General features: G+C 73.8%; 16 protein-coding genes. 9 read left to right on the top strand and 7 right to left on the bottom strand.

All coding sequences use genetic code 11. The annotated features are described in order from the left end of the window. Positions 1-11 precede the first annotated feature (11 nt). A complete protein-coding gene (msrB, locus tag ABT112_RS12265; RefSeq protein WP_351508426.1) occupies positions 12-419 on the top strand; it encodes a peptide-methionine (R)-S-oxide reductase MsrB in 408 nt (135 codons plus the stop codon). 74 nt (positions 420-493) lie between these two features. Here the strand turns inward: msrB and ABT112_RS12260 are convergent, their stop codons facing one another. Next, the gene (locus tag ABT112_RS12260; RefSeq protein ID WP_351508425.1) at positions 494-1345 is read right to left on the bottom strand and encodes a metallophosphoesterase family protein; all 852 of its coding nucleotides are present in this window, start codon (positions 1343-1345) and stop codon (positions 494-496) included. Positions 1346-1720: 375 nt separating this feature from the next. On the opposite strand from ABT112_RS12260, the gene ABT112_RS12255 reads away from it, so the two are divergent. Then, the gene (locus ABT112_RS12255; protein WP_351508423.1) at positions 1721-1879 is read left to right on the top strand and encodes a hypothetical protein; all 159 of its coding nucleotides are present in this window, start codon (positions 1721-1723) and stop codon (positions 1877-1879) included. Between the two features lie 12 nt (positions 1880-1891). Next, positions 1892-2524, top strand: a complete 633-nt coding sequence (locus ABT112_RS12250) for a disulfide bond formation protein B (RefSeq protein ID WP_351508422.1) — start codon at positions 1892-1894, stop codon at positions 2522-2524. A gap of 96 nt (positions 2525-2620) precedes the next feature. Here ABT112_RS12250 and treZ read toward each other — a convergent pair whose 3' ends face one another. The 3 genes from treZ to ABT112_RS12235 form a co-directional block, all read right to left on the bottom strand. Next, on the bottom strand, positions 2621-4369 hold the full coding sequence (treZ, locus tag ABT112_RS12245; protein WP_351508419.1) for a malto-oligosyltrehalose trehalohydrolase: 1749 nt from the start codon (positions 4367-4369) through the stop codon (positions 2621-2623). 74 nt (positions 4370-4443) lie between these two features. Then, positions 4444-5982, bottom strand: coding sequence for an ABC transporter substrate-binding protein (locus tag ABT112_RS12240; protein WP_351508417.1), 1539 nt, complete (start codon positions 5980-5982; stop codon positions 4444-4446). A gap of 166 nt (positions 5983-6148) precedes the next feature. Then, complete coding sequence (locus tag ABT112_RS12235; protein WP_351508415.1) at positions 6149-8248, bottom strand: hypothetical protein; 2100 nt, start codon at positions 8246-8248, stop codon at positions 6149-6151. A 258-nt stretch (positions 8249-8506) separates the two neighbouring features. On the opposite strand from ABT112_RS12235, the gene ABT112_RS12230 reads away from it, so the two are divergent. Further along, positions 8507-8869 (top strand): hypothetical protein, encoded by a 363-nt coding sequence (locus ABT112_RS12230; RefSeq protein ID WP_351508413.1) that lies wholly within the window; start codon positions 8507-8509, stop codon positions 8867-8869. A gap of 148 nt (positions 8870-9017) precedes the next feature. Here the strand turns inward: ABT112_RS12230 and treY are convergent, their stop codons facing one another. Together treY and glgX are read right to left on the bottom strand one after the other, a co-directional pair. Next, positions 9018-11504 (bottom strand): malto-oligosyltrehalose synthase, encoded by a 2487-nt coding sequence (gene treY, locus ABT112_RS12225; RefSeq protein WP_351508410.1) that lies wholly within the window; start codon positions 11502-11504, stop codon positions 9018-9020. Positions 11505-11751: 247 nt separating this feature from the next. Next, positions 11752-13890 (bottom strand): glycogen debranching protein GlgX, encoded by a 2139-nt coding sequence (gene glgX, locus ABT112_RS12220; RefSeq protein ID WP_351508409.1) that lies wholly within the window; start codon positions 13888-13890, stop codon positions 11752-11754. A gap of 221 nt (positions 13891-14111) precedes the next feature. Between glgX and ABT112_RS12215 the strand changes: the two genes are divergently transcribed. The 4 genes from ABT112_RS12215 to ABT112_RS12200 all read left to right on the top strand — a co-directional run bounded on the left by ABT112_RS12215 (position 14112) and on the right by ABT112_RS12200 (position 18567). After that, a complete protein-coding gene (locus ABT112_RS12215) occupies positions 14112-14942 on the top strand; it encodes a Tat pathway signal sequence domain protein (RefSeq protein WP_351508407.1) in 831 nt (276 codons plus the stop codon). A 60-nt stretch (positions 14943-15002) separates the two neighbouring features. Then, positions 15003-16310 (top strand): copper amine oxidase, encoded by a 1308-nt coding sequence (locus tag ABT112_RS12210; protein WP_502975318.1) that lies wholly within the window; start codon positions 15003-15005, stop codon positions 16308-16310. A 99-nt stretch (positions 16311-16409) separates the two neighbouring features. Then, positions 16410-17645, top strand: coding sequence for a DUF5919 domain-containing protein (locus ABT112_RS12205; protein WP_351508405.1), 1236 nt, complete (start codon positions 16410-16412; stop codon positions 17643-17645). Positions 17646-17835: 190 nt separating this feature from the next. Next, positions 17836-18567, top strand: coding sequence for a 3'-5' exonuclease (locus ABT112_RS12200; RefSeq protein WP_351508402.1), 732 nt, complete (start codon positions 17836-17838; stop codon positions 18565-18567). 381 nt (positions 18568-18948) lie between these two features. Here ABT112_RS12200 and ABT112_RS12195 read toward each other — a convergent pair whose 3' ends face one another. Beyond that, the gene (locus ABT112_RS12195; protein WP_351508400.1) at positions 18949-19854 is read right to left on the bottom strand and encodes an aminoglycoside phosphotransferase family protein; all 906 of its coding nucleotides are present in this window, start codon (positions 19852-19854) and stop codon (positions 18949-18951) included. Positions 19855-20142: 288 nt separating this feature from the next. Here ABT112_RS12195 and mgt point away from each other — a divergent pair, with 288 nt between their 5' ends. Next, positions 20143-21339: a macrolide-inactivating glycosyltransferase gene (mgt, locus tag ABT112_RS12190; protein ID WP_351508398.1), complete on the top strand. Its 1197-nt coding sequence runs from the start codon at positions 20143-20145 to the stop codon at positions 21337-21339. Positions 21340-21460: the final 121 nt, after the last annotated feature.

Genomic DNA, 21460 nt, shown 5'->3' with positions numbered 1-21460 from the left:
AGAGGACCGACATGGCGTACGACGTCGACAAGCCGGACGAGCAGTGGCGCGAGGAGCTGACCCCCGCGGAGTACACGGTGCTCCGCCGGGCCGGTACCGAGCCGGCGTTCACCGGTGAGTACACCGACACCACGACCGCCGGGGTCTACGCGTGCCGGGCGTGCGGCGCCGAGCTCTTCCGCTCGGACACCAAGTTCGCCTCGCACTGCGGCTGGCCGTCCTTCTACGACCCGAAGGACACCGACGCGGTCGAGCTGATCCAGGACCGCTCGCACGGCATGGTGCGCACCGAGGTCCGCTGTGCGCGGTGCGGCTCCCACCTGGGCCACGTCTTCGAGGGCGAGGGCTACCCGACCCCGACCGACCAGCGCTACTGCATCAACAGCATCTCGCTGCGGCTCACCCCCGACGGGAGCTGACGAGGCGCACGGGAGCCGACGGGGCCGGGCGGGCCGGAGGAGTCCTCCCGCCCGTCCGGGCACGCCGCCCCGGCTCAGTGCGCCCCGTCCGGGACCTCCGCGGTCAGCGGGATCCGCCGCAGTGGGGTGCGCGGCGGCCGGGGCCGCCACTCGCGCGGGTAGCCGAGCGACACCTCCTCGAACCGGACGCCGTCGTACGTCGTCACCCGGGGGATGTGCAGATGCCCGTAGACGACGGCGGCCGCCCGGAACCGCCGGTGCCAGTCTGCGGTGAGCTCGGTGCCGCACCACTGCGCGAACTCCGGGTAGCGCAGGATCTCCGTGGGGTGCCGCACCAGCGGATAGTGGTTGACCAGCACCGTGCGGTGGTCCTCCGGAACGGCGGCGAGCCGCTCCTCGGCGCGGCGCACCCGCTCCCGGCACCAGGCGTCCCGCGACGGATACGGGTCCGGGTGCAGCAGGTGTTCGTCCGTGCAGACGATGCCTGCGTCGTGGGCGATGCGCAGTGACTCCTCCTTCGTCGTCGCGCCGGGCGCCCGGAACGAGTAGTCGTAGAGGACGAACAGCGGCGCGACCGTCACCGGTCCGCCCTCTCCGTGCCACACCGGGTACGGGTCCTCCGGGGTGTGGACGCCCAGGCTCCGGCACAGCTCGACCAGGTGCGCGTAGCGCGCCTCGCCGCGCAGCTCGACCGGGTCGCTCGGATGGGTCCACAGCTCGTGGTTCCCGGGCGCCCAGACGACCTCGGCGAACCGGTCCCTGAGCAGCGTCAGCGCCCACTCGATGTCGGCGTACTTCTCCCCGACGTCACCGGCGACGATCAGCCAGTCGGCGTCGGTGCCGGGACGCAGGGTCTCGACGATCTCCCTGTTCTCCGCGTAGGCGATGTGCAGATCGCTGATCGCCAGCAGGTCTCCGTGGTGCACAACTGCTCCTGATTCTCGTGATGTTGTCCATCATGCGAGGCCCGCCGGGCGGACGCCACGGTTCCGCGGCGCGGCGCGGGGCGGCGTCCATCGGTTGGCAGAGGTGTCATCGGTCGGCGGAGTCGCCGTCGGCCGGCAGACGTGACCGTCGCCGGCGGAGCAATGCCCGCTCGGGAAACGGACCCGCAGCCGGGGCACGCAGACGGGACCCGCAGACAGGACCCGCAGACGGGACCCGCCGCCGGGCCCCCGGTGGCGCCGCGCAAGGCCCCTGGACGGACGAGCGCGTCCGCGGGCGGCCGGACGGATTCCGTGCCAGGATCCGGAAAGGTCCGGATGCGGCGTCAGGACCCGTCCGTCCGGCGGAAGGACCCCATGGAAACCGTGCTCTTCCTGCTGCTCCTGCTGATCTGGTGCGCGCTGCTCGCCCGGTGGAGCCGGCCCCGGATCCTGCTGCTCTGGGGCCTCTGCCTGACCGGCGCCGTGCTGCTGCTCTCCTCCCGTCTCACCACCCCGCTGGATCTGAGCTTCTGACGAGGAACCCGTATGCACGACATGACCGTCCTCCGGTTCAGCACCCCGGCCCCGTCCGTCTCCCGGCTCACCAACCTCTGGGGACTCTGGTTCACTCATGTGTACGTGCTGCTGGCCACGGCACTGCTCGCGGGCGCCCTCGCGCACGAGTTCGCCGCCGCGCAGCCGCCCACCGCGCTCGGCGCGCTCCAGCGGCTGTTCCTGGCGCTGGCGGCACTCGGCCCCGCCTCCGTCGTCGCCGTCTCCCGTCACCGGCCCGTCACCACCGGGGACTTCGCCACCGGCTGGGGGATGAGCGTCCTCGCGTCCGTCTGCGGGGCGGCCACCGCCGGGCGTCAGGTCCTGCTGCACATCAAGCCCGGAGCACCGGGCGAGGGCGCCGTCCTGGCGGGTCTGCACCTCTACACCTGGACGTTCCTGGTCTTCGTCGCGGCGACCGTCGCCGCCGCCGTCATGCTCCTGCTGACCGACGAGACCGAACCGCTGGACAACCACAGCCCGGTCCTGACCCTGAGCACGCTGGGGCTGCTGGGGCTGGTCCTCGCGGCGAACGCCGTCACCGTCTTCGCCCTGCAGGGCTTCCGCTTCGCCCTGCCCGAGACCCCGGCCGGGTACGAGCTGCTCCACCAGCTCGGCATCCGCTGAGCCGCCGGCTCCACTGCCGTCCCCATCGCCGGTCCCATCGGCGGGGCCGTCCGGGGCGGCCGACGGGGCGCGTGGGCGCCCCGGGGCCGCGCACCGTCACCCGCCGACCGCCAGCACCGCCGCGGACTGCGCGGGCAGCCGGACCAGGCCGTCGCCCTCCGGCGCCCCGCACGGCTCCCAGGCGGCCAGCACCGTCGCGTGCGGCGCCCCCACCGGCACCTTGACCTCGCCCTGGGCGGTGAGGGCGACCGCGACCCGCACCCCGCCCCGCCGCACCACCAGCCACCCCTCCCGGGCGTCGTACTCCACCCCGGTCCCGCCGAGGCGGGGACCGGTCAGCTCCGGGCGGGCGCGCCGCAGGGCGATCAGTTCGCGGTGCCAGGCGAGCAGCCGGGCGTGCGGCTCGCGCCCCGGCTCCGCCCAGTCGAGACAGGAGCGGTCCCGGGTGGCCGGGTCCTGCGGATCGGGGATGTCGGACTCCGCCCAGCCGTGCCCGGCGAACTCCCGGCGGCGGCCGTCGCGGACGGCCTCGGCCAGCTCCGGGTCCGTGTGGTCGGTGAAGAACTGCCAGGGCGTCCGCGCCCCCCACTCCTCACCCATGAACAGCATCGGAGTGAACGGCGAGGTGAGGACGAGCGCGGCGGCGCAGGCCAGCAGCCCGGGGGAGAGGCGCTCGGAGAGCCGGTCGCCCAGGGCGCGGTTGCCGATCTGGTCGTGCGTCTGCGCGTAGGCCAGGAGCCGGTGCGCCGCCGCCCCGGCGTCGAGGGGACGGCCGTGCGACCGGCCCCGGAAGCTCGACCAGCTGCCGTCGTGGAAGAACCCGCGGGTCAGGGTCTTGGCCAGGGCGGCCGGTGCGTCCTGGGCGAAGTCGGCGTAGTAGCCCTGCGACTCGCCGGTCAGCGCGGTGTGCAGGGCGTGGTGGAAGTCGTCGTTCCACTGGGCGTGCAGACCGTGGCCGCCGGCCGTGCGGGCCGCGGTGGTGCGCGGGTCGTTCAGATCGGACTCGCCGATCAGGAACAGCGGCCGGCCGGTCTCGGCGGCGAGCGCGTCCACGGCGGCGGAGAGCTCGGCCAGGAAGTGCTCGGCGCGGGTGTCGTGCAGCGCGTGCACCGCGTCCAGCCGGAGCCCGTCCAGCCGGTAGTGGCGCAGCATGCCGAGCGCACTGCCGAGCAGAAACGCCCGCACCTCGTCCGACCCGGGGGCGTCCAGATTGACGGCCGAGCCCCACGGGGTCCGGTGTGTCCGCGTCAGATACGGCCCGAAGGCGGGCGCGTGGTTGCCGGACGGCCCGAAGTGGTTGTGCACCACGTCCAGGACCACGCCCAGGCCCAGCTCATGGGCCCGGTCCACGAACCGCTTGAGCCCGTCCGGCCCGCCGTACGGCTCGTGCACCGCCCACAGCGACACGCCCTCGTAGCCCCAGCCGTGCCGGCCCGGGAAGGGGCAGACCGGCAGCAGCTCGACATGGGTGACGCCCAGCTCCGCCAGGTGGTCCAGGCGTTCGGCGGCGGCGTCGAACGTGCCCTCGGGGGTGTACGTCCCGATGTGCAGCTCGTACAGCACCGCGCCGGGCAGCGGCCTGCCGTACCAGGGCCGCCGCCACCGGAAGCGGGTGTGGTCGACGACGGCGCTCGGCCCGTCCGGGCCGTCCGGCTGCCGCGGGGAGCGCGGGTCGGGGAGGACGGGGCCGTCGTCGAGCGCGAAGCCGTACCGGCTGCCGTGCCCGGCCGGGGCGTCCACCCGCCACCACCCGGTGCGCGCCGGATCGCGCTCCATCGGGTGCGCGCCGCCCTCCAGCGTGAGGACGACCCGCTCCGCCTCCGGTGCCCACACCTCGAACAGCAACGGTGCTCCTCGGTCGGTCGGAAAGGCCGGCTGCCGGAAGGATCAGCCGCCGGAAAGGTCAGCCGCCGGAAAGGTCAGCTGAGGTCATCCTCGGTCAGCGGGCCGCCGTCGCCCGCCGACACGTCCAGGGTGTGCACGGTGCCGTCCGGCTTTATCTCGATGACCGGCACGGCCTTGCGCCGCGGGGAGCCGTCGTTCTCCAGGGAGATCAGCCCGCTGGCGCCCTTCACCGACTCCACCCCGTGCAGCGCCGTCCAGCTCTGGATGGTCTGGGAGCCGGTGACCCGGCTGTTGGACGCCGCGGCCATGCGCACCGCCGCGACCGTGGTGAGCACCGCGTCGTGGCCCATGATGGCCTGGCCGTCGTGCAGCGGCTCGTCGGGGAACGCCGCGCGGTACTGGCCCCTGCCCCCGAACGACTGGGGCGCCCAGCCCGGGTAGGCGTCCTTCACCCGCTGCCATGCCTCGGGGTGCGCGAGACCGGTGTACAGCAGCCGGACGTTGCCGCTCTGCAGCGTCTCCTTGATCTCCTCGAACCCGTCGGCCTGCGACACCTGCGAGGCGTCGTCACCGGAGACGACGACCAGCTTCCGGTCGGTGCACGGACGGTTCTTCAGCGGTGCGAGGAAGTTCGGCAGGTCCACGCCCCGGCCGGCGAAGTACACGACGTCCGGCTTCGCGGCGCACAGATTGGCCATCCGGCTCTTGAAGGCGGTGGCCACGCCCTCGTGCGAGGAGTCGTACTCCTCGATGTGGTCCACCCGCCGCTCCTCGGGCAGCTCGCGCAGGAACGCCTTGGCCAGGGTGCTGGTGTACTGGTCGCCGGGGCGGGAGTCGCGTACCACCAGGACCCGCCGGGCGTAGGGCTTGTCCTTGAGGTACGCCGCGGCGGCGGCCGCCTCGTCGGAGTTGGTCGGTGCCACCCGCACCAGGCCCTTGATCTTGTGCAGCGTGTCCGCGGTGAGGACGGCGCCCGTGGCGGCCAGGTTCAGTCCGTCCTTGCCGCTGGAGGTGATCCTCCTGATCATGCGCGCGGTGGCGTCGGTGCTGGTACCCAGGCCCGCGACGGCGACGATGTGGTCGGTCCCGATGCGGTCCCGGATCCGGTCGAGGACGGCCTTGTGCTGCTCGGGGGTGTTGCCGCTGTTCGCCAGCAGCAGCTTGATCTTCGGGGCGTTGCCGTACTTCGCGGTGCGGTTCGCCTCGTACTGCGCGGTGTACGCGCCCTCGATCTCATGGCGCACGGAGTCCGGGGTGTTGGTGTCCTGCGGGCGGGGCCGCAACGGCATCAGATAGACGATGCCGACATGGCGCGGCGGGGTCTTCCCGCCGGCCTTGGCGTCCTGCTTCTCGTCGGCCTCCAGCTGCTTGTTGAGCTGGTGGATGCGCTGGGACACCGGGCGCAGGTTGTCGGTGAAGACGTACGAGCCGTCGGTCACGCCGATGCACTGGTCACCGACCTTGTCCACGCCCTCCGCGCAGGACCGGTCGGGCGGGACGAGGACATACGCCACGACACCGGCGACCAGGGCGAGCAGGACGACGCCGGATACGGCGTTCCAGGGCCAGCGGGCCCACAGCGGGCGGTTCTCCACCCAGGATCCGGGGGACATGGCGGCATCTCCTCGTTCGGCGCGTGCGGGGTGCGGGGTGCGGGGTGCGGGTGCGGTGGGTTCGGTGTCCGGGCCGGCCCGGTGCCCGGGGGCCGCGGCGCGGCCGGCCGGGCGAGTGCCGGTCCGCGGCCGGTGACCGGGGCCCGCGGAACCGGCCCGGCGGCGGTCAGTCGTAGCGGGCGGCCTCGTCCAGCAGCGTGTCCGCGTCGTCCGCGGCCATCGCCAGCTGCCGGAACATCGCCCCGATCTTGTAGTTCAGCTCCGGATCACCCGGCGGCAGCCGGTTGCGCGGGTCACCGGCCAGCCAGAGGGCCGCACACAGCTCGGCCAGCGGACGGAGCCGGGCGCGGTCCTCGTGCGCCCGGGGGGCATGCTCCTTCGCCAGCTCCCCGGCCCGGCGCGACGGCGGGGCGTCGGACAGCTGCGCCCGGTACACCGGCGCCGCCGTCACGTGGTACAGCTCGCGCAGCCACGGACGCAGATCCGGAGCGGACAGCCCGGCCGCGAAGTGCTCCACGACCGTCTCCAGCCGGTCCCCGGCCAGCCGGTGGTAGAGCGCGTCGAGCGGCTGGCCGTGCTGCTCGTGCCAGTCCGCCAGCCTGCCGTGCAGCGCGTCCCACACCTCCCGCGAACCGTTCGGCGGTCCGGACAGGTCGTCCAGGAGCAGCAGCCGCAGCCACGGGTGCAGCACCGGGCGGCCGTCCCGCGTCGGGTCCCCGCCCTGGCCGGCCTGATCGCCCGACAGGCCGGCCGCGGGCAGCAGATAGCCCGACGGGCCCCGGCCGCCGCGGGTGTTGGCGTCCTCCGGGACCGGGGTGGACAGCCACAGCCGGTTCCGCAGCTCCCCCATCACGGTGTCCCGGGCGTGCTCCAGACGATGGTCCAGCAGCCCGGAGTTGACCGCCGCCTTGGGCGTGCGGGCGGCGGCGATCCGGGTCGCCGCGGCGCGCTGATCGGCGGTCAGCCCGGTCAGCAGCCGGTCGAGGACCGCCCGGCCGATCCGGGGGCCCTGGGCCGCGTCCCCGTCCATCGGGGTGCCGGGTGGTGGCACCCGCATGTCCAGCAGTCCGCGCAGATCCTCCGGTGCCCGGCCGTGTAATCGGTCGATGGCGGCGTGCAGTTGGGACACGCTCCACGGGTGGCCGTAGGTCAGCCGGTGCACGAGCGGGGTGCTGCGCGACAGCGCGCCGGTCTCCGGCCGGTCCGCCCGGTGCGCGGCGGCCGACTCGTGGCGCGAGGCCTCCAGCGCCACCTCCACCGCGTCCAGGTCGCGCAGCCGGACCGGGTACCACCAGTCGGACAGCGGCGTCCCGGCCCGCTCCCGCCAGCCGGCCCAGCCGGCGGCCGCGGCGTGGTGGAGATGCGGGTCGTCGGGGCTGCCGTCGCACGGGCCGGGCACCGCCTGGGTGGTGCCGCTGGTGGCCACCACGAGCAGCGGGTCGTGGTGGCCCGCCCGGGCCCGCTCGGTGCGCAGCACCAGCAGGACCTCGAGGAAGCGGGTGGCGCCGTCGTTCAGGTCGATGTCGTCCAGCAGCGCGAGGCTGCCGTGCGCGCGGCGGCCGCGGGCGTACCCGGCGCACAGGTCGTCGAGGAAGGCCCGGCACAGCCGGCGGTCCACGAAGTCCTGGCTGGCCTCGACGCCGCTGCGGGCGCGCCGGTTGAGCTCCACCAGCTCCTCCAGGGCGCTGCCGGGCCCCGACGAGCCGTACGAGACCAGTGCCCGGTTGAGGAAGGTGCCGGCCGGCATGTACTCGAAGCCGCGCAGCAGCACGCCCACGATCATCTCGACACCCGGCACCGGCGACAGGCCGAGGGTGTCGACGAGCTTCGCCAGCCCTTCCCCGGCGTCCGCCGCGGCCCCCCGGTTGCGCGCCTGGCGCAGGGCCTGGCGCAGTTCGCGGTTGGCCTGGCCGCGGTCGGCCAGCGACAGCTCGGGCTGGACCGCGAGCAGGCCGAGCAACAACCGCGGGAAGCGGAGCGGTTTGCTGCCGCGGTGCTTGCGGGACAGCAGGAAGGCGAGGTGCAGGGCCACCTCGTGCGGACGCTGCTCGGCGGCGGACGCGAAGTCGATCCTGGCCGTGGGCGCACCGTCGGTGACGGCCTCGAAGTGGTCCAGGGCGTGGGTCTTGCCGCTGCCGGGACGGCCCAGCAGCGTGATCACCGGCAGCGGACGGTCCGGTGCGGCCGGATCGCGCAGCCAGCACTCGTGGACCAGGCCCGCCACCTCCCCCAGCCCGACCGGTGGAGCCTGTGGGCTCTGCGGCATGGAATCCCCCTTTCCAGCACGCGGACGCCGTGGTGCACAGGTGGCACAACGTGACCTCGGTCATGCATGGTGTCACGAAGTGCGGGACGACAGATAGCGATTGGACGACCTCGCGCCGTCATCCCGCGCGTGCCGTGCGCCCGCGCACCCCTTCGCCACCGGACCCGGCCGCTCCGTCCCGCCCCGCCGGTCCGCCCGTCCTCGCCCGCCGCCGTCCCGGCGGGTGCGTTCGGTCCGGCAGCGAGGGACCATGGAGTCATGGCCAGGAAAGTCTGCGCCGGAAGCAGGGCCCGGCGGGCCGCGCTGACCGCGGTCCGGGAGGCACTGGAGCGCGGCGAGGTCCCGGTGGACGCCCCCGAGCTCGTCCAGATGGACGCCGAGTGCTGGCTCGGGCCCGACGGCAGGCTGTACGTACGGTCCGCGCCGCTCCGCCCCGCCGGTGCGGTCCGGCTCCCGTTCCCCGCCGCTGCCGAGCGGGTGGTCGACCCCCGCGGCTGCTCCGCCGGCGAGCCGTCCTACGCCCCGGACTGGCAGCGGCTCACCCCGTGGATCGACGATCTGTCCCGGCTCTCCCGGTGGCGGGAGGCCGACGGCAGCTGGCTGGTCATCGACGAGGTCTGAGGCCCGCGAGCGATCGGCGGGTGCCGACGGGTGCCGACGGGTGCCGATGGGAAACGCCACGGGTGCCGGCGGGAAACGCCCCTCCGGCGGGACCGCATGCCCGGACGGCCCGGTGCCCCGCGCACGCTCCCGGCGCCCCCGCCACCCCTCACTCCCGGACGAGCAGCGCCACCGGCGCCCCGTCGAGCAGCCCGCCGAGCGGTGCCCGGCCGCCCCGGACCGGCCGGCCCGACAGCAGATCCGTCCAGGCCCCTTCCGGGAGTTCGAGCGCGGTGTCCCGCCAGCCCCCCGCCTCCGCCAGGCGCAGGGAGAGCCGGGTGACCACGGTGACCGCACGGCCCGCGCGGCAGAACGCCACCCCGTGCACGGCCCCCGGTCCCGTCGCGAGCAGCGGGCGGTAGCTGCCCGACTCGCCGAACCAGTCCGGGTGTTCCCGGCGCAGCCGCAGCGCCGCGGCGGTCAGCCGGAGCTTCTCCTCCGGCAGGTCCCGCGGCGCCCGCCCGCCGTCCAGCGCGGCGAGCGCCTCCGCGGCGAAGCCGGCCGGGCGGCGGTTGTCCGGGTCCACCAGCGCGGCGTACACCTGCTCCGTGCCCTGGTAGAGGTCCGGGACGCCCGGCATGGTGAGCTGGAGCAGCGCGGCGCCCAGGACGTTGGCGCGGGCGCCTGCGGCGACCGACCGCTCGAAGGCCGTGGCCTCGGCCGAGTCCAGCGCCCCACCGCACGGCCCGGCCGTCACGAACGCCTCCACCGCCGCCTCGTACGCCGGGTCGCCCTCCGTCCAGGAGGTGCGCAGCCCGGCCTCCCGGACGGACTTCAGCAGGGACGGCACGAGCCGCTCCGGATCGCCGGAGCCGAGGCCGAAGGCCGTCTGCCAGGCCGTCCAGGCGGTGTGCCGGTCGGGCGCCGGTGCCTCCCGGGCCGCCGTCTTCGTCAGATGGCCCAGCAGCCCGGCCCAGGCCTGCGGGACCTCGGTGAGCAGCGCGATCCGGCTCCGGACGTCCGCACTGCGCTTGGTGTCGTGGGTGGACAGCACCGTCGACCCGGCCGGCCAGTCGCGCAGCATCCGGGCGCAGTGGGCGTGGAACCCGTCCACGGACGTCGCCGGGCTCCCCGGGTCGCCGCCCACCTCCCCGGCCGACAGCAGCGGCGCGTACCGGTAGAACGCCGTGTCCTCCACCGACTTGGCGCGCAGCGCGGCGGAGGTCTGGGCGAAGCGGGAGCAGAACGCCCGGTGGTCCTCGCCGTCGCCGAGGACGCCGAGCGCCAGATCGCGGACGCGGTCCACCGCGTCCGCCTCCTCGGCGACGGCGAACGCCCCGCGGGCCTCCTCGGCGGCGGTCCGGAGCAGCTCGGCGTCCCGCTCCGGCAGCCGCTCGCCCGGGACGGTGTAGGGGCGGTAGACCGGCATCCGCACCAGGAGTTCGGTGACCGCCGTGCGCAGCGCCCACGGCGCGTGGTCGCGGAGCGCGGGGGACGCCGCGCAGATCCGGGCCGCCGTGCGGGCGAGCAGCGAGACCTCCGCGGCCAGTTCGTGGGTGACGACCTTGTACCCGGCCCGGCGCATGGTGGCCGCCCACGCGCCGCCCCGGTCCGCGGGCTGGTCGGTGAAGCGCCGGTACACGCCCAGCAGGTCCGCCGCGCCGGCCGGGTCGACGAACAGGCCGTCGATGCGCCGCAGGGCGTCGTAGCCGGTGGTGCCGGCGACCGGCCAGTCCGCCGGCAGCCGCTCCGCACCGGTCAGGATCTTCTCCACGACCGTCCAGCGGCCCCCGGTCGCCCGGTCCAGCCGCCGCAGGTAGCTCCCCGGGTCGGCCAGGCCGTCGGGGTGGTCGATGCGCAGCCCGTCCACCACGCCCTCGTGGAGCAGCCGCAGCACCGTGGCGTGCGTCGCCTCGAACACCTCCGGGTCCTGCACCCGCACCCCGATCAGCTCGGAGATGGAGAAGAACCGGCGGTAGTTGAGCTCGGTCCGGGCCAGCCGCCACCAGGCGAGCCGGTACCACTGGGCGTCCAGCAGCTCCGGCAGCGGCAGGTGCGCGGTGCCGGGCCGCAGCGGGAACGTGTGGTCGTGATAGCGCAGCAGGTCCCCGTCCGGGACGAGGTGGTCCAGCTCGTCCCCCAGCCGGCCGCCCAGCACCGGCAGCAGGACGCGGCCGCCGTGCCGGGTCCAGTCGATGTCGAACCAGCGGGCGTGCCGCGCGTCCGGCCCGTCCCGCAGCACCTCCCACAGCGGCCGGTTCAGCCGCTCCGGCACCGGGACCGCCATGTGGTTGGGCACGATGTCGATCACCAGCCCGAGGCCGTGCCGCCGGGCGGTCCGGGCCAGCGCCCGCAGCCCCTCCTCGCCGCCCAGCTCGGCCCGGACCGCGGTGTGGTCCACGACGTCGTAGCCGTGCGCCGAGCCGGGCACGGCCTCCAGCACCGGTGACAGATGCAGATGGGAGACCCCCAGCGACGCCAGATACGGCACGGCCTCCGCCGCGGCGGAGAAGGGGAAGTCCGGCTGGAGCTGGAGCCGGTACGTGGCGGTCGGCGGGGCGCCGGGGCCGGGGTCCGGAAGGCCGGCGGCGCCCTCCGGAGCCGCGGACGGCCGGGACGGCTCGGGCTGGGGCGCCGGCACGGGGTGGGACGGCACGGTGTGGGACGGTACGAGGTGGGACGGCTCGGGCTGAAGGGACGGCTCGGGTTGGGGCGGCTCGGGCTGAGGCGTCATGGCGAGTAGGTACCCGCCGCTCCGGGATCCGTGCCTGCCGCGCGCACCCGGGTGGCGGGCAGGCACCGCCCGGCCCGCTCGGGGAGCATCGTCCGCCGTCCGCCGTCCGCCGTCCGCCGTCCGCCGTCCGCCGTCCGCCGTCCGTCCGCCGACGGTCCGCCGACCGGTGTCAGGCCGGGCGCTGGAGCACCGTCAGGCTCCGGTCCACCAGGGTCAGCCGGTCCCCGGCCTTCACCCGCCGCCCGGAACCCGGCTCCGGCATCTCCGTCCGCGCGGTGTCCACCACGATCCGCCACTGCCGCCCGTGGTTCACCGGCACCGTGAAGTCCAGCGGCTCGTCGCTCGCGTTGAACATCAGCAGGAACGAGTCGTCGGTGATCCGTTCCCCGCGCGGGCCCGGCTCGGAGATGGCACGGCCGTTGAGAAAGACCGTCAGCGAGCGGGCGGACGCCACCTGCCAGTCCCGCTGCTTCATCGATTCACCCTCATGAGTGAACCAGGCGATGTCCGACAGCTCGTCGTGCGTCCCCTCCACCGGGCTGCCCTGGAAGAACCGGCGGCGCCGGAAGACCGGATGGTCGCGCCGCAGCCGCACCATCGACCGGGTGAACTCCAGCAGGTCCGCGTCCCCCTCCCCGTCCTCGTCAGGGTCCGGGTCCGGGTCCGGCCAGTGCACCCAGGACACCTCGCTGTCCTGGCAGTACGCGTTGTTGTTGCCGCCCTGGGTGCGCCCGAACTCGTCACCGTGGGCGAGCATCGGCACCCCCTGGGACAGCATCAGGGTGGCGATGAAGTTCCGCTGCTGGCGGGCGCGGAGCGCCAGCACGCCCGGATCGTCGGTGGGCCCCTCCGCGCCGCAGTTCCACGACCGGTTGTGGCTCTCGCCGTCCCGGTTCCCCTCGCCGTTGGCCTCGTTGTGCTTCTGGTCGTACGCCACCAGGTCGTGCAGCGTGAAGCCGTCGTGGCAGGTCACGAAGTTGACGGAGGCGATGGGGCGGCGGCCGTCGCTCTGGTAGAGGTCGGAGGAGCCGGTCAGCCGGGAGGCGAACTCGGCCAGCGTGCGCGGCTCGCCGCGCCACAGGTCCCGCACCGTGTCCCGGTACATGCCGTTCCACTCGGTCCACAGCGGCGGGAAGTTCCCCACCTGGTAGCCGCCCTCGCCCACGTCCCACGGCTCGGCGATCAGCTTCACCTGGCTGACCACCGGATCCTGCTGCACCAGGTCGAAGAACGACGACAGCCGGTCCACCTCGTGGAACTGCCGGGCCAGGGTCGCCGCCAGATCGAAGCGGAAGCCGTCCACCCGCATCTCGGTCACCCAGTAGCGCAGCGAGTCCATGATCAGCTGGAGCACGTGCGGGCTGCGCATCAGCAGCGAGTTCCCGGTGCCGGTGGTGTCCGTGTAGTGGCGGGGATCCTCCGCCAGCCGGTAGTACGAGGCGTTGTCCAGACCGCGGAAGGACAGCGTGGGGCCCAGGTGGTTGCCCTCGGCCGTGTGGTTGTAGACCACGTCGAGGATGACCTCGATCCCGGCCGCGTGCAGCGCCCGGACGGCCGACTTGAACTCCAGCACCTGCTGGCCCCGGTCGCCCCAGGAGGCGTAGGCGTTGTGCGGGGCGAAGAAGCCGATGGTGTTGTAGCCCCAGTAGTTGGCCAGCCCGGCGTCCGCCAGCCGGTGGTCTTGCACGAACTGATGAACGGGCATCAGTTCGAGCGCCGTCACCCCCAGCTCGGTGAGGTGCTCGATGACCGCCGGATGGGCCAGCGCCGCATAGCTGCCCCGCAGCTCGTCCGGCAGCGCCGGATGGAGCATCGTCAGCCCCTTCACATGCGCCTCGTAGAGCACCGTGCGGTGGTAGTCGGTGCGCGGCGGCCGGTCGTCCCCCCAGTCGAAGTACGGGTTGACCACGACGGACGCCATGGTGTGCGGCGCGGAGTCCAGGTCGTTGCGGTCGCCCGGCCTGCCGAAGTGGTAGCCGTAGACCGCCTCGTTCCAGTCGATCCGGCCGCTCACCGCCTTGGCGTACGGGTCGAGCAGCAGCTTCGCCGAATTGCAGCGGTGCCCGTGCGCCGGCTCGTACGGCCCGTGGACCCGGAAGCCGTACCGCTGCCCCGGCATCACCCCCGGCAGATAGGCGTGCCGCACGGACGCGTCGGACTCGCGCAGCTCCACCGCCGTCTCCGAGCCGTCGTCGTGCAGCAGGCACAGCTCGATCCTGCTGGCGGCTTCGGAGAACACCGCAAAGTTCGTCCCGGCGCCGTCGTACGTGGCGCCGAGGGGATACGCCTGTCCCGGCCAGACCTGCATGATGTCGACTCTTCCACTTCCGGTCCGGGCTCCGCGAGACGGCACATCCCCCGCCGACCAGGAAACCTTGTCCAACCAGCACGGATTCGCGGCACTTTCGTCAGATCTTCCTGGAAAGCCGGGCAACCTCCTACGACAACCACTCGTCCTCTTGGGTGACCGATGCAACGTTGTATGCAGCTATCGGGGGAGATAGGGGACAGGGGGGTCATGTGCGGATCATGATGCGTCGCCACCTGGGCAAGGTGGTGGCGGGGGCGGCCATCGCGGTGACCGGCACCGCGGTGATGGTCGGGGTGACGCTGCCGAGGGAGGCCGGAGCCGCGGGCGAACCGGGAGGTCTGCGGGCGGAATCCGCCGCGGACGGCCAGGGCTCGCTCGCCGAACAGGGACAGCCGGGCCGGCAGGCGGAGAGCCGCGTGGAGCCCGGCGTCGTCGAGGAACGCGCCCCGACGGGGGAGCAGGGCACCGGCCGGGACGCGCTCACCGACGACGAGCTGGAACGGGTCGAGCGGCTCGCCCTCGACCGGGGCCTGCATTCGAGCAGCAAGAAGGCAGACGGCGCCACCGGGCCGCAGTGGCTCAGCACCGACCTCGCCGAGCTGCGGCCCTCGGAGGCGGGCGCCGCCGCGCCGCCGCGCCGCGCCGAGGTCACGTACTACGACTACCGGGACGACACGCTCGTCATCAAGACCGTCAACCTCACCACCGGCAAGGTCGAGGACACCGACACCCGGCACGGCGAACAGCCCCCGGCGAGCCGCGCCGAGGCGGCCGAAGCCGCCTCCGTCCTCCTGAAGAGCCCGCTCAGCGCCGGCCTGAAGAAGGACTACCAGGACGCCACCGGCAAGGCCCTCTCCGGCGCGGACCAGCTCCAGACCACCGGCATGATCTACCGGGTCGACGAGGAGAACGACGGGCCGGCCGCGCTGCGGAAGTGCGGCGAGCACCGCTGCATGCGGCTGTTCACCAAGGTGCGCAACGGTCCCTGGATCGACACCCGCCACCTGGTCATCGACCTCAGCGCCCGCACCGTGGGCCGCATCCGATAAGCGTCCGGATCCCCGGACCTCCGGACGGCACGTCCGGACGAGACAACGGAGTCACCTCTCATGCGCGAAGGCATGAACACCGGCGGGCGGAGCGCTGCCCGCAGAAGGGGCCGCGGCCGTCTGCGCGGCACCGCGGCCGTCGGCCTGACGGCCCTGCTCGGCGGGGCGCTGGCCGCGGCCGGCCCGGCCGGCACCGCCCAGGCCGCACCGCAGGCCCCCGCGGACTGCAGCGCCGCCTCCCGGATCGAGCAGAAGCTCGCCGGCGGCACCACCTGGCGGATGTGCTGGCACTACGAGTCCAAGGCCGGCCTGGTCCTGGACAAGGTCACCTACCAGCCCAAGGGCGAGGCCCGGCCCATCCAGGTCCTCACCACCGCCAAGCTGGGCCAGATCCACGTCCCCTACGACGACGGCAAGAACGAGTTCGACGACCTGACCAGCTACGGCTTCGGCGAGGGCGTCCAGAACCTCTCCCCGCAGGAGTGCCCCGGCGGCACCCTGAAGAAGGTCAAGCTCCCGCACGCCGCGGCCGTCAACGGCCTGTGCACCACCACCCGCTCCCGCGGCCACGCCTACCGCGCAGCCGCCGACGAGGGCACCAAGGTCTGGTCCGCACAGGGCAAGGACCTGCTCGTCTACGGCGTGAACAAGGTCGGCTGGTACGAGTACATCACCGAGTGGCGGTTCTCCGACGACGGCACCATATCGACCCAGGTCGGCGCCACCGGCAACCTCTCCCCGTTCGACTACGACGCCGGGGACGGCCGCGGCTGGCCGGTGGGCCGGGGCGCCAAGGCCTACGCCACCAGCCACAGCCACAACATCTTCTGGCGGCTGAACTTCGGCCTCGACGGCGCGCCCTCCAAAGTCCAGCAGTTCGACGCGACGACCACCGAGCGCGGACGCCGCACCCCGACCACCAAGACCCGGCGCACCGACGTCACCAAGGAACTGGCCGGGAACAACGCGGCCCAGCGCTGGTGGCGCGTGGTGAGCACCCGGGGCAAGAACAAGGACGGCCACGCCCGCTCCTACGAGATCGTCCCCGGGCACACCAACAAGTACCCCGGCCGCCCCTACACCCGTAAGGACGTCTACTTCACCGAGTACGACGCCTGCCAGCAGTTCGCCAGCCACAACCGCAACTGCGGCGGCACCAGCGTCGACAAGTGGGTCAACGGCCAGCGGCTCAAGCACCCGGTCACCTGGGTGAACGTCGGCTTCCACCACGTGGCCCGGGACGAGGACCAGACCCCGATGCCCGTCCACTGGCAGGGCTTCCAGCTCGCCCCGCGCGACGTGACCGCCATGAATCCGCTGACCCCGGCCGACCTCACCGCACAGAACGGCCAACCGGTCTTCCCGTAGGGGGAGTTGGTACAGCAGTCAACGGATGAGGGTGCACCGCCCTCCGCCCAGGCAGTACCCTTCCTTGATCGTGGAACGGGGGCGGAAGGCGGTGCACTGGTGAGCTCGGGCGGGCTTGAGCTGCCCCCTGGTGACGGAGGTCAGCAGGGAGGTTCCGCCGACGTCCCACCGGGAGCGGTGTCCCTGGCACGTCCGATGGAGATCGGAGCGGAGCTGGACTGGGGCGCCGACGCCTGGACCGAAGTACGGACCCGGGCCAGCCGCGCCGGCCGGGCCTACATCTGGCTGAACCTCGTGGAGCAGCGGCTGCGCGCGGTGGTCGCCGCGGTGCTGCGGCCCGTCTACGAACCGGTGCACGGCGACGAATGGGTGGTCGCCGCGGCCGGCCCGGCCGGGCACGAATGGGTGCAGCGCGCCGTCGCCGTACGCGAGGTGAGCCGGCGCAAGGGCTACCTCCTCGACCCCGCCGACGACAACGTTCTCAGCTTCCTGACCCTGCCCCAGCTGCGCGAGCTGCTGGTCCAGCACTGGCCGTGCTTCGAGCCCTACCTCGACGACCGCCGCGACCTCGAACTCGCCCTCGACGAGCTGGAGGTGGCCCGCAACGTCGTCTCCCGCAACCGGGCGCTGTCCGTCACCGTGCTCGCCCAGGCCGAGCGGGCCGCCGCCCGGCTGCTGGAGATCCTCGGCGGCGGCACGGGCACCCCGTCGGCCGACCGGCTCCCCGTGGACGCCGTGGAGGACCTCGTCGGCGACCGGTACGCGGACGTCGTCGGCGTCCACACCGACCGGGTGCGGCTGCAGCGGCAGCTGCCCGCCGAGGACCTCTTCGGGGGCGCCCGCCGCCTCGACGCCATCGGCATAGGCCTGAACCTGCTCGTGCAGAACTACTCCGGCCGCCGCATGGTCCGGCTCGCCGAGGCGGGCTGCCGGACCCGGCTGCTCTTCCTCAACCCGGCGAGCAGCGCGGTGCGCCGCAGGGAGCGCGAACTCGGCCTGAAGAAGGGCGAGCTGAGCCGCTCGGTCGAGACGAACATCATGCACATGCGCCGGGTGCGGGCCCGGCTGCGCGACACCGGCGGCTTCGAGATCCGCGTCTTCGACGAGACGCCCCGCTTCACCGCCTACCTCGTCAACGGGGACGGGTCGGACGGCCTGGCCGTCGTCCAGTCCTATCTGCGGAGGGCCCGGGGCATGGAGGGGCCGGTGCTGGTGCTGCGCGGCGGACGGCGCGACGTCGTCCCCGACCGCGGCTCGGAGGCGGACAACGGACTCTTCCAGACCTACCGGGAGGAGTTCGAGAGCGTCTGGACCGATTCGCGCCCTGTGTCGTGATGCAGCCACCCGACGGGAGCCGAGAGGCGGGAGCCCACCGGGCAGGAGCCACCCGACGGGAACGGTCGCTCCTGCGGGCCGCGGGTGCCGCGCCCTTCCCCGCGCGGCACCGCCTGTCAGTGGCCCGTGGGAGGGTGAAGGCCATCAAGGGGGATGCGCCACAGCACCGCAGAAGAGGGGGGCCGCGCCCATGGGCTGGCACCGTGAGCCGTTGACGGGTTTCGATCTGGAGACCACCGGCACGGACATCGAGCAGGACCGGATCGTGACGGCCGCACTCGTCGGCATCGGACCGGACGGCGCCCCGGCGGACCGCCGGACCTGGCTGCTCGACCCGGGCGTGCCCATTCCGGAGGACGCCACCGCGATCCACGGCATATCCACCGAGCAGGCGCGCGAGCGCGGCACCCCGGCCGGTGAGGGCGTCGGCGCGATCGCCGAGGCCGTGGCCGACGTGCTGCGCTCCGGACGGCCGCTGGCGGTGATGAACGCCCGGTACGACCTGTCGCTGCTGGACCGGGAGTGCCTGCGGCACGGCATCGCACCGCTGTCCGCCCGCCTGGGCCGGGCACCCGGCCCGGTCATCGACCCGCTCGTCCTGGACAAGCACGCCGACCGGTACCGCAAGGGCAAGCGCACCCTGGAAGCGCTCTGCGCGCACTACGGGGTGCGGCTGGACAGCGCCCACGACGCCGGGGCCGACGCCCTCGCCGCGGCCGAAGTGGCCCTGCGCATCGGGAAGAAGCACGCGGACCTGGGCTCGATCGACCTCGCGGCGCTGCACGACCTCCAGATACGCGCGGCGGCGGAGCAGGCGACGTCCTTCCAGCAGTATCTGCGCCGGACCTCGAACCCCCAGGCCTACGTGGAACCGGCCTGGCCGCTGATCCCGGCCCAGCGGACCTCCTCGGGCCCCGCGTAACTCCGCGTTCCCGGGCGCGGCCTCGCCCCGCACCCGGGGGGCCTCCGGGCCGGGGAGACGGCCGGGTGTCGCCACCGGGTGGGCGGCTTCACGTTCGGCGGCGGATCGGGCCGGCCGGACCGCATGTTCGGGCCCGCTGTTACGGGCCGGGGCGCGGCTCGCCCTCCGGTGCCGTCCCCAGGCCGTCCATGATGTCCCGCGCCGCCCCGCGCCGTTGTGCGTCATCCCGCGCCGTCCCGCGTCATCCCGCGCCGCCCCGCGCCGCCCCGCGCCGTTGTGCGTCATCCCGCGCCGTCCCGCGTCATCCCGCGCCGTCCCGCGTCATCCCGCGCCGTCCCGCGCCGTCCCGCGCCGTCCCGCGCCGTCCCGCGTCATCCCGTGTCAGAAGGGGTGCCAGCGGACCGTGGTGTCCCCGGCGCGCAGTGACTGGACCCGGCGGCGGAACTCGGCGCGAGCGGCCGGGTTCCCCGGGGCGTGCTGGGCCACCCAGGCACAGCCGGCCGTCTCCCGCGCGCCCCGGAGTGTCGCACAGCCCTCCCACTCCCGTACATCCCAGCCGTACTCGGCCGTGAAGCGGCCGTACTCCCCGGGCGGCAGGCCGTAGCGGTCCCGGGCCAGTGCCATGACCACGAGGTCGTGCTCACGCAGATCGTCGGCGAAGGTCTCCAGGTCGACCAGGACCGGCCCGTCGGGGCCGACGTGCACATTGCGGGGGAGCGCGTCGCCGTGGATCGGGCCCGGGGCCAGCCGGGGCGTCAGCGCCCCGACGGCCGCGGCGAACCGGTCGCGCCGCTCGCGCAGATAGGCCGCGTCGGCGGGGTCGATCGCGTCCCCGGCGAGCCGGAGCCAGCGTTCCACACCGCCCAGCAGATCGCGCCGGGGCAGCGGATGCAGCGGCGCGGGCAGCCGGTGCACGCTCCGCAGCAGCGCCGCCAGATCACCGCCGCCGGCCGGCCGGACGGCCGGCGGCAGACGCAGCCACTGGGTCACCGGATGCCCGTCGACCAGCCGCGCGCCGCCCGGTTCACCGGACCCCGGGACGTCGGCGGGCCGGACGGCCGGCACGCCCTGCTCCGCCAGCCAGGCAGCGGTCCGCACCTCGTGGCGCATCCGGTCCAGCAGCTCGGCGCTGCGGCCCACGCGCACCACGGGCCCGTCGGAGCCCAGCGCGAAGACGGCGTTCTCGCCCAGGGCGAGCAACTCCGCGTCGGCGGCACGGTGTCCGGCGTGCGCGAGCACCTGCCGGGCCCGCTCCTCGGTGAAGGGCACCGATCCCGCCCGTGCCATGCTCCGCCTCCGTTGCCCGTTGCCCGTTGCCCGTTGCCCGCTGTCGTGCCGTGTCCAGCGTGTTGTGTCCGTCGGTGCTGTACCCGGCTCCAGTCTCCCAGTCGTTGATGGCGCAGCATCGCCCACCAGCGGCGCGCATCCGAAAATAACTTGCACGAGACGTTTCGTCTCGCTTACTGTCCCGGCATGGCCTTCCAGATCTACGAGTGACGGCTCCTCGAAACCTCGCGTCCGCCCCAGCAGCACGTGCGGCCCGGCCGCACGACAGGAATCAAGGAGGGTGCGCCCATGCAGCGTGCCGATCAGCCCGCTCACATCGCGATGTTCAGCATCGCCGCCCACGGGCACGTCAACCCGAGCCTGGAGGTCGTCCGGGAGCTCGTCGCCCGCGGCCACCGCGTCACCTACGCCATTCCGGAGTCCTTCGCGGACACCGTCGCCGCGACCGGCGCCGAACCGCGGATCTACACCTCCGTGCTCCCCACCGACGACGAACCGGAGGCGTGGGGGACCGAACTGATCGACAACATCGAGCCGTTCCTCGCCGATGCCGTGCAGGCGCTCCCACAGCTCGCCGACGCCTACCGGGGTGACGAGCCCGACCTGGTCCTCTACGACATCGCCTCCTATCCGGCGCGGGTGCTCGCCCACCAGTGGGGCGTGCCGATCGTGCAGCTCTCGCCCGCCATGGTCGCCTGGGAGGGGTACGAGGACGATGTGCGGGAGATCTTCGCCCCGATGCGGGAATCCCCACGGGGCAAGGCCTACTACCAGCGCTTCTCGGACTGGCTCTCCGCCGAGGGCGTTCCGCTCGACCCGGACACCTTCGGGGGCCGCCCGGACCGTTGCATCGCGCTGATCCCCCGGGCCATGCAGCCGAACGCCGAGCAGGTCGACACCTCCACCGTCACGTTCGTCGGCCCGTGCCGGGGCGACCGGTCCGACCGGGGGGACTGGCGGCGTCCGGCCGGCGCGGCGAAGGTCCTGCTGGTCTCCCTCGGTTCGATGTTCACCAAGGAGCCCGCCTTCTACCGTGAGTGCGTCACGGCGTTCGGCGGCCTCGACGGCTGGCATGTCGTCCTGCAGATCGGCAAGCACGTCGACCCGGCGGAGCTCGGTGACATCCCCGCCAACATCGAGGTGCACCGCTGGGTGCCGCAACTGGCCGTGCTCGAACAGGCGGACGCCTTCATCACCCACGCCGGCATGGGCGGCAGCCAGGAAGGGCTCTCCTGCGGGGTGCCGATGGTGGCCGTCCCGCAGGCCGCCGACCAGTTCGGCAACGCCGACACCCTGCAGTCCCTGGGTGTGGCCCGGCACCTCCCCAAGGAGGAGGCCACGGCGGACGCCCTGCGCGAGGCGGTGCTGACCCTCGTCGACGACCCCGAAGTGGCCGCCCGGTCCCGGAGGATCCAGCAGGAGATGGCCGCCGAGGGCGGCACCCGCCGGGCCGCGGACCTGATCGAGGCGGCACTGAGGGGCTGACGGGGCGGGGCCGGCGTGGCGCGCTTGATTGGCGGGCCGCTCGAAACCTCGCGTCGCTGGGGGCGGTGTCCGGCCCGGCTTCGGGGCCATTTCGGAGGCGGCGTCACGGTCCCGGGCCGGA

The organism is Streptomyces sp. NPDC002055, assembly GCF_040296705.1.
Taxonomy (GTDB): Bacteria; Actinomycetota; Actinomycetes; order Streptomycetales; family Streptomycetaceae; genus Streptomyces.
Note: the sequence above shows the minus strand (reverse complement) of the source record. Positions and strands in the feature narration are given on the sequence as shown.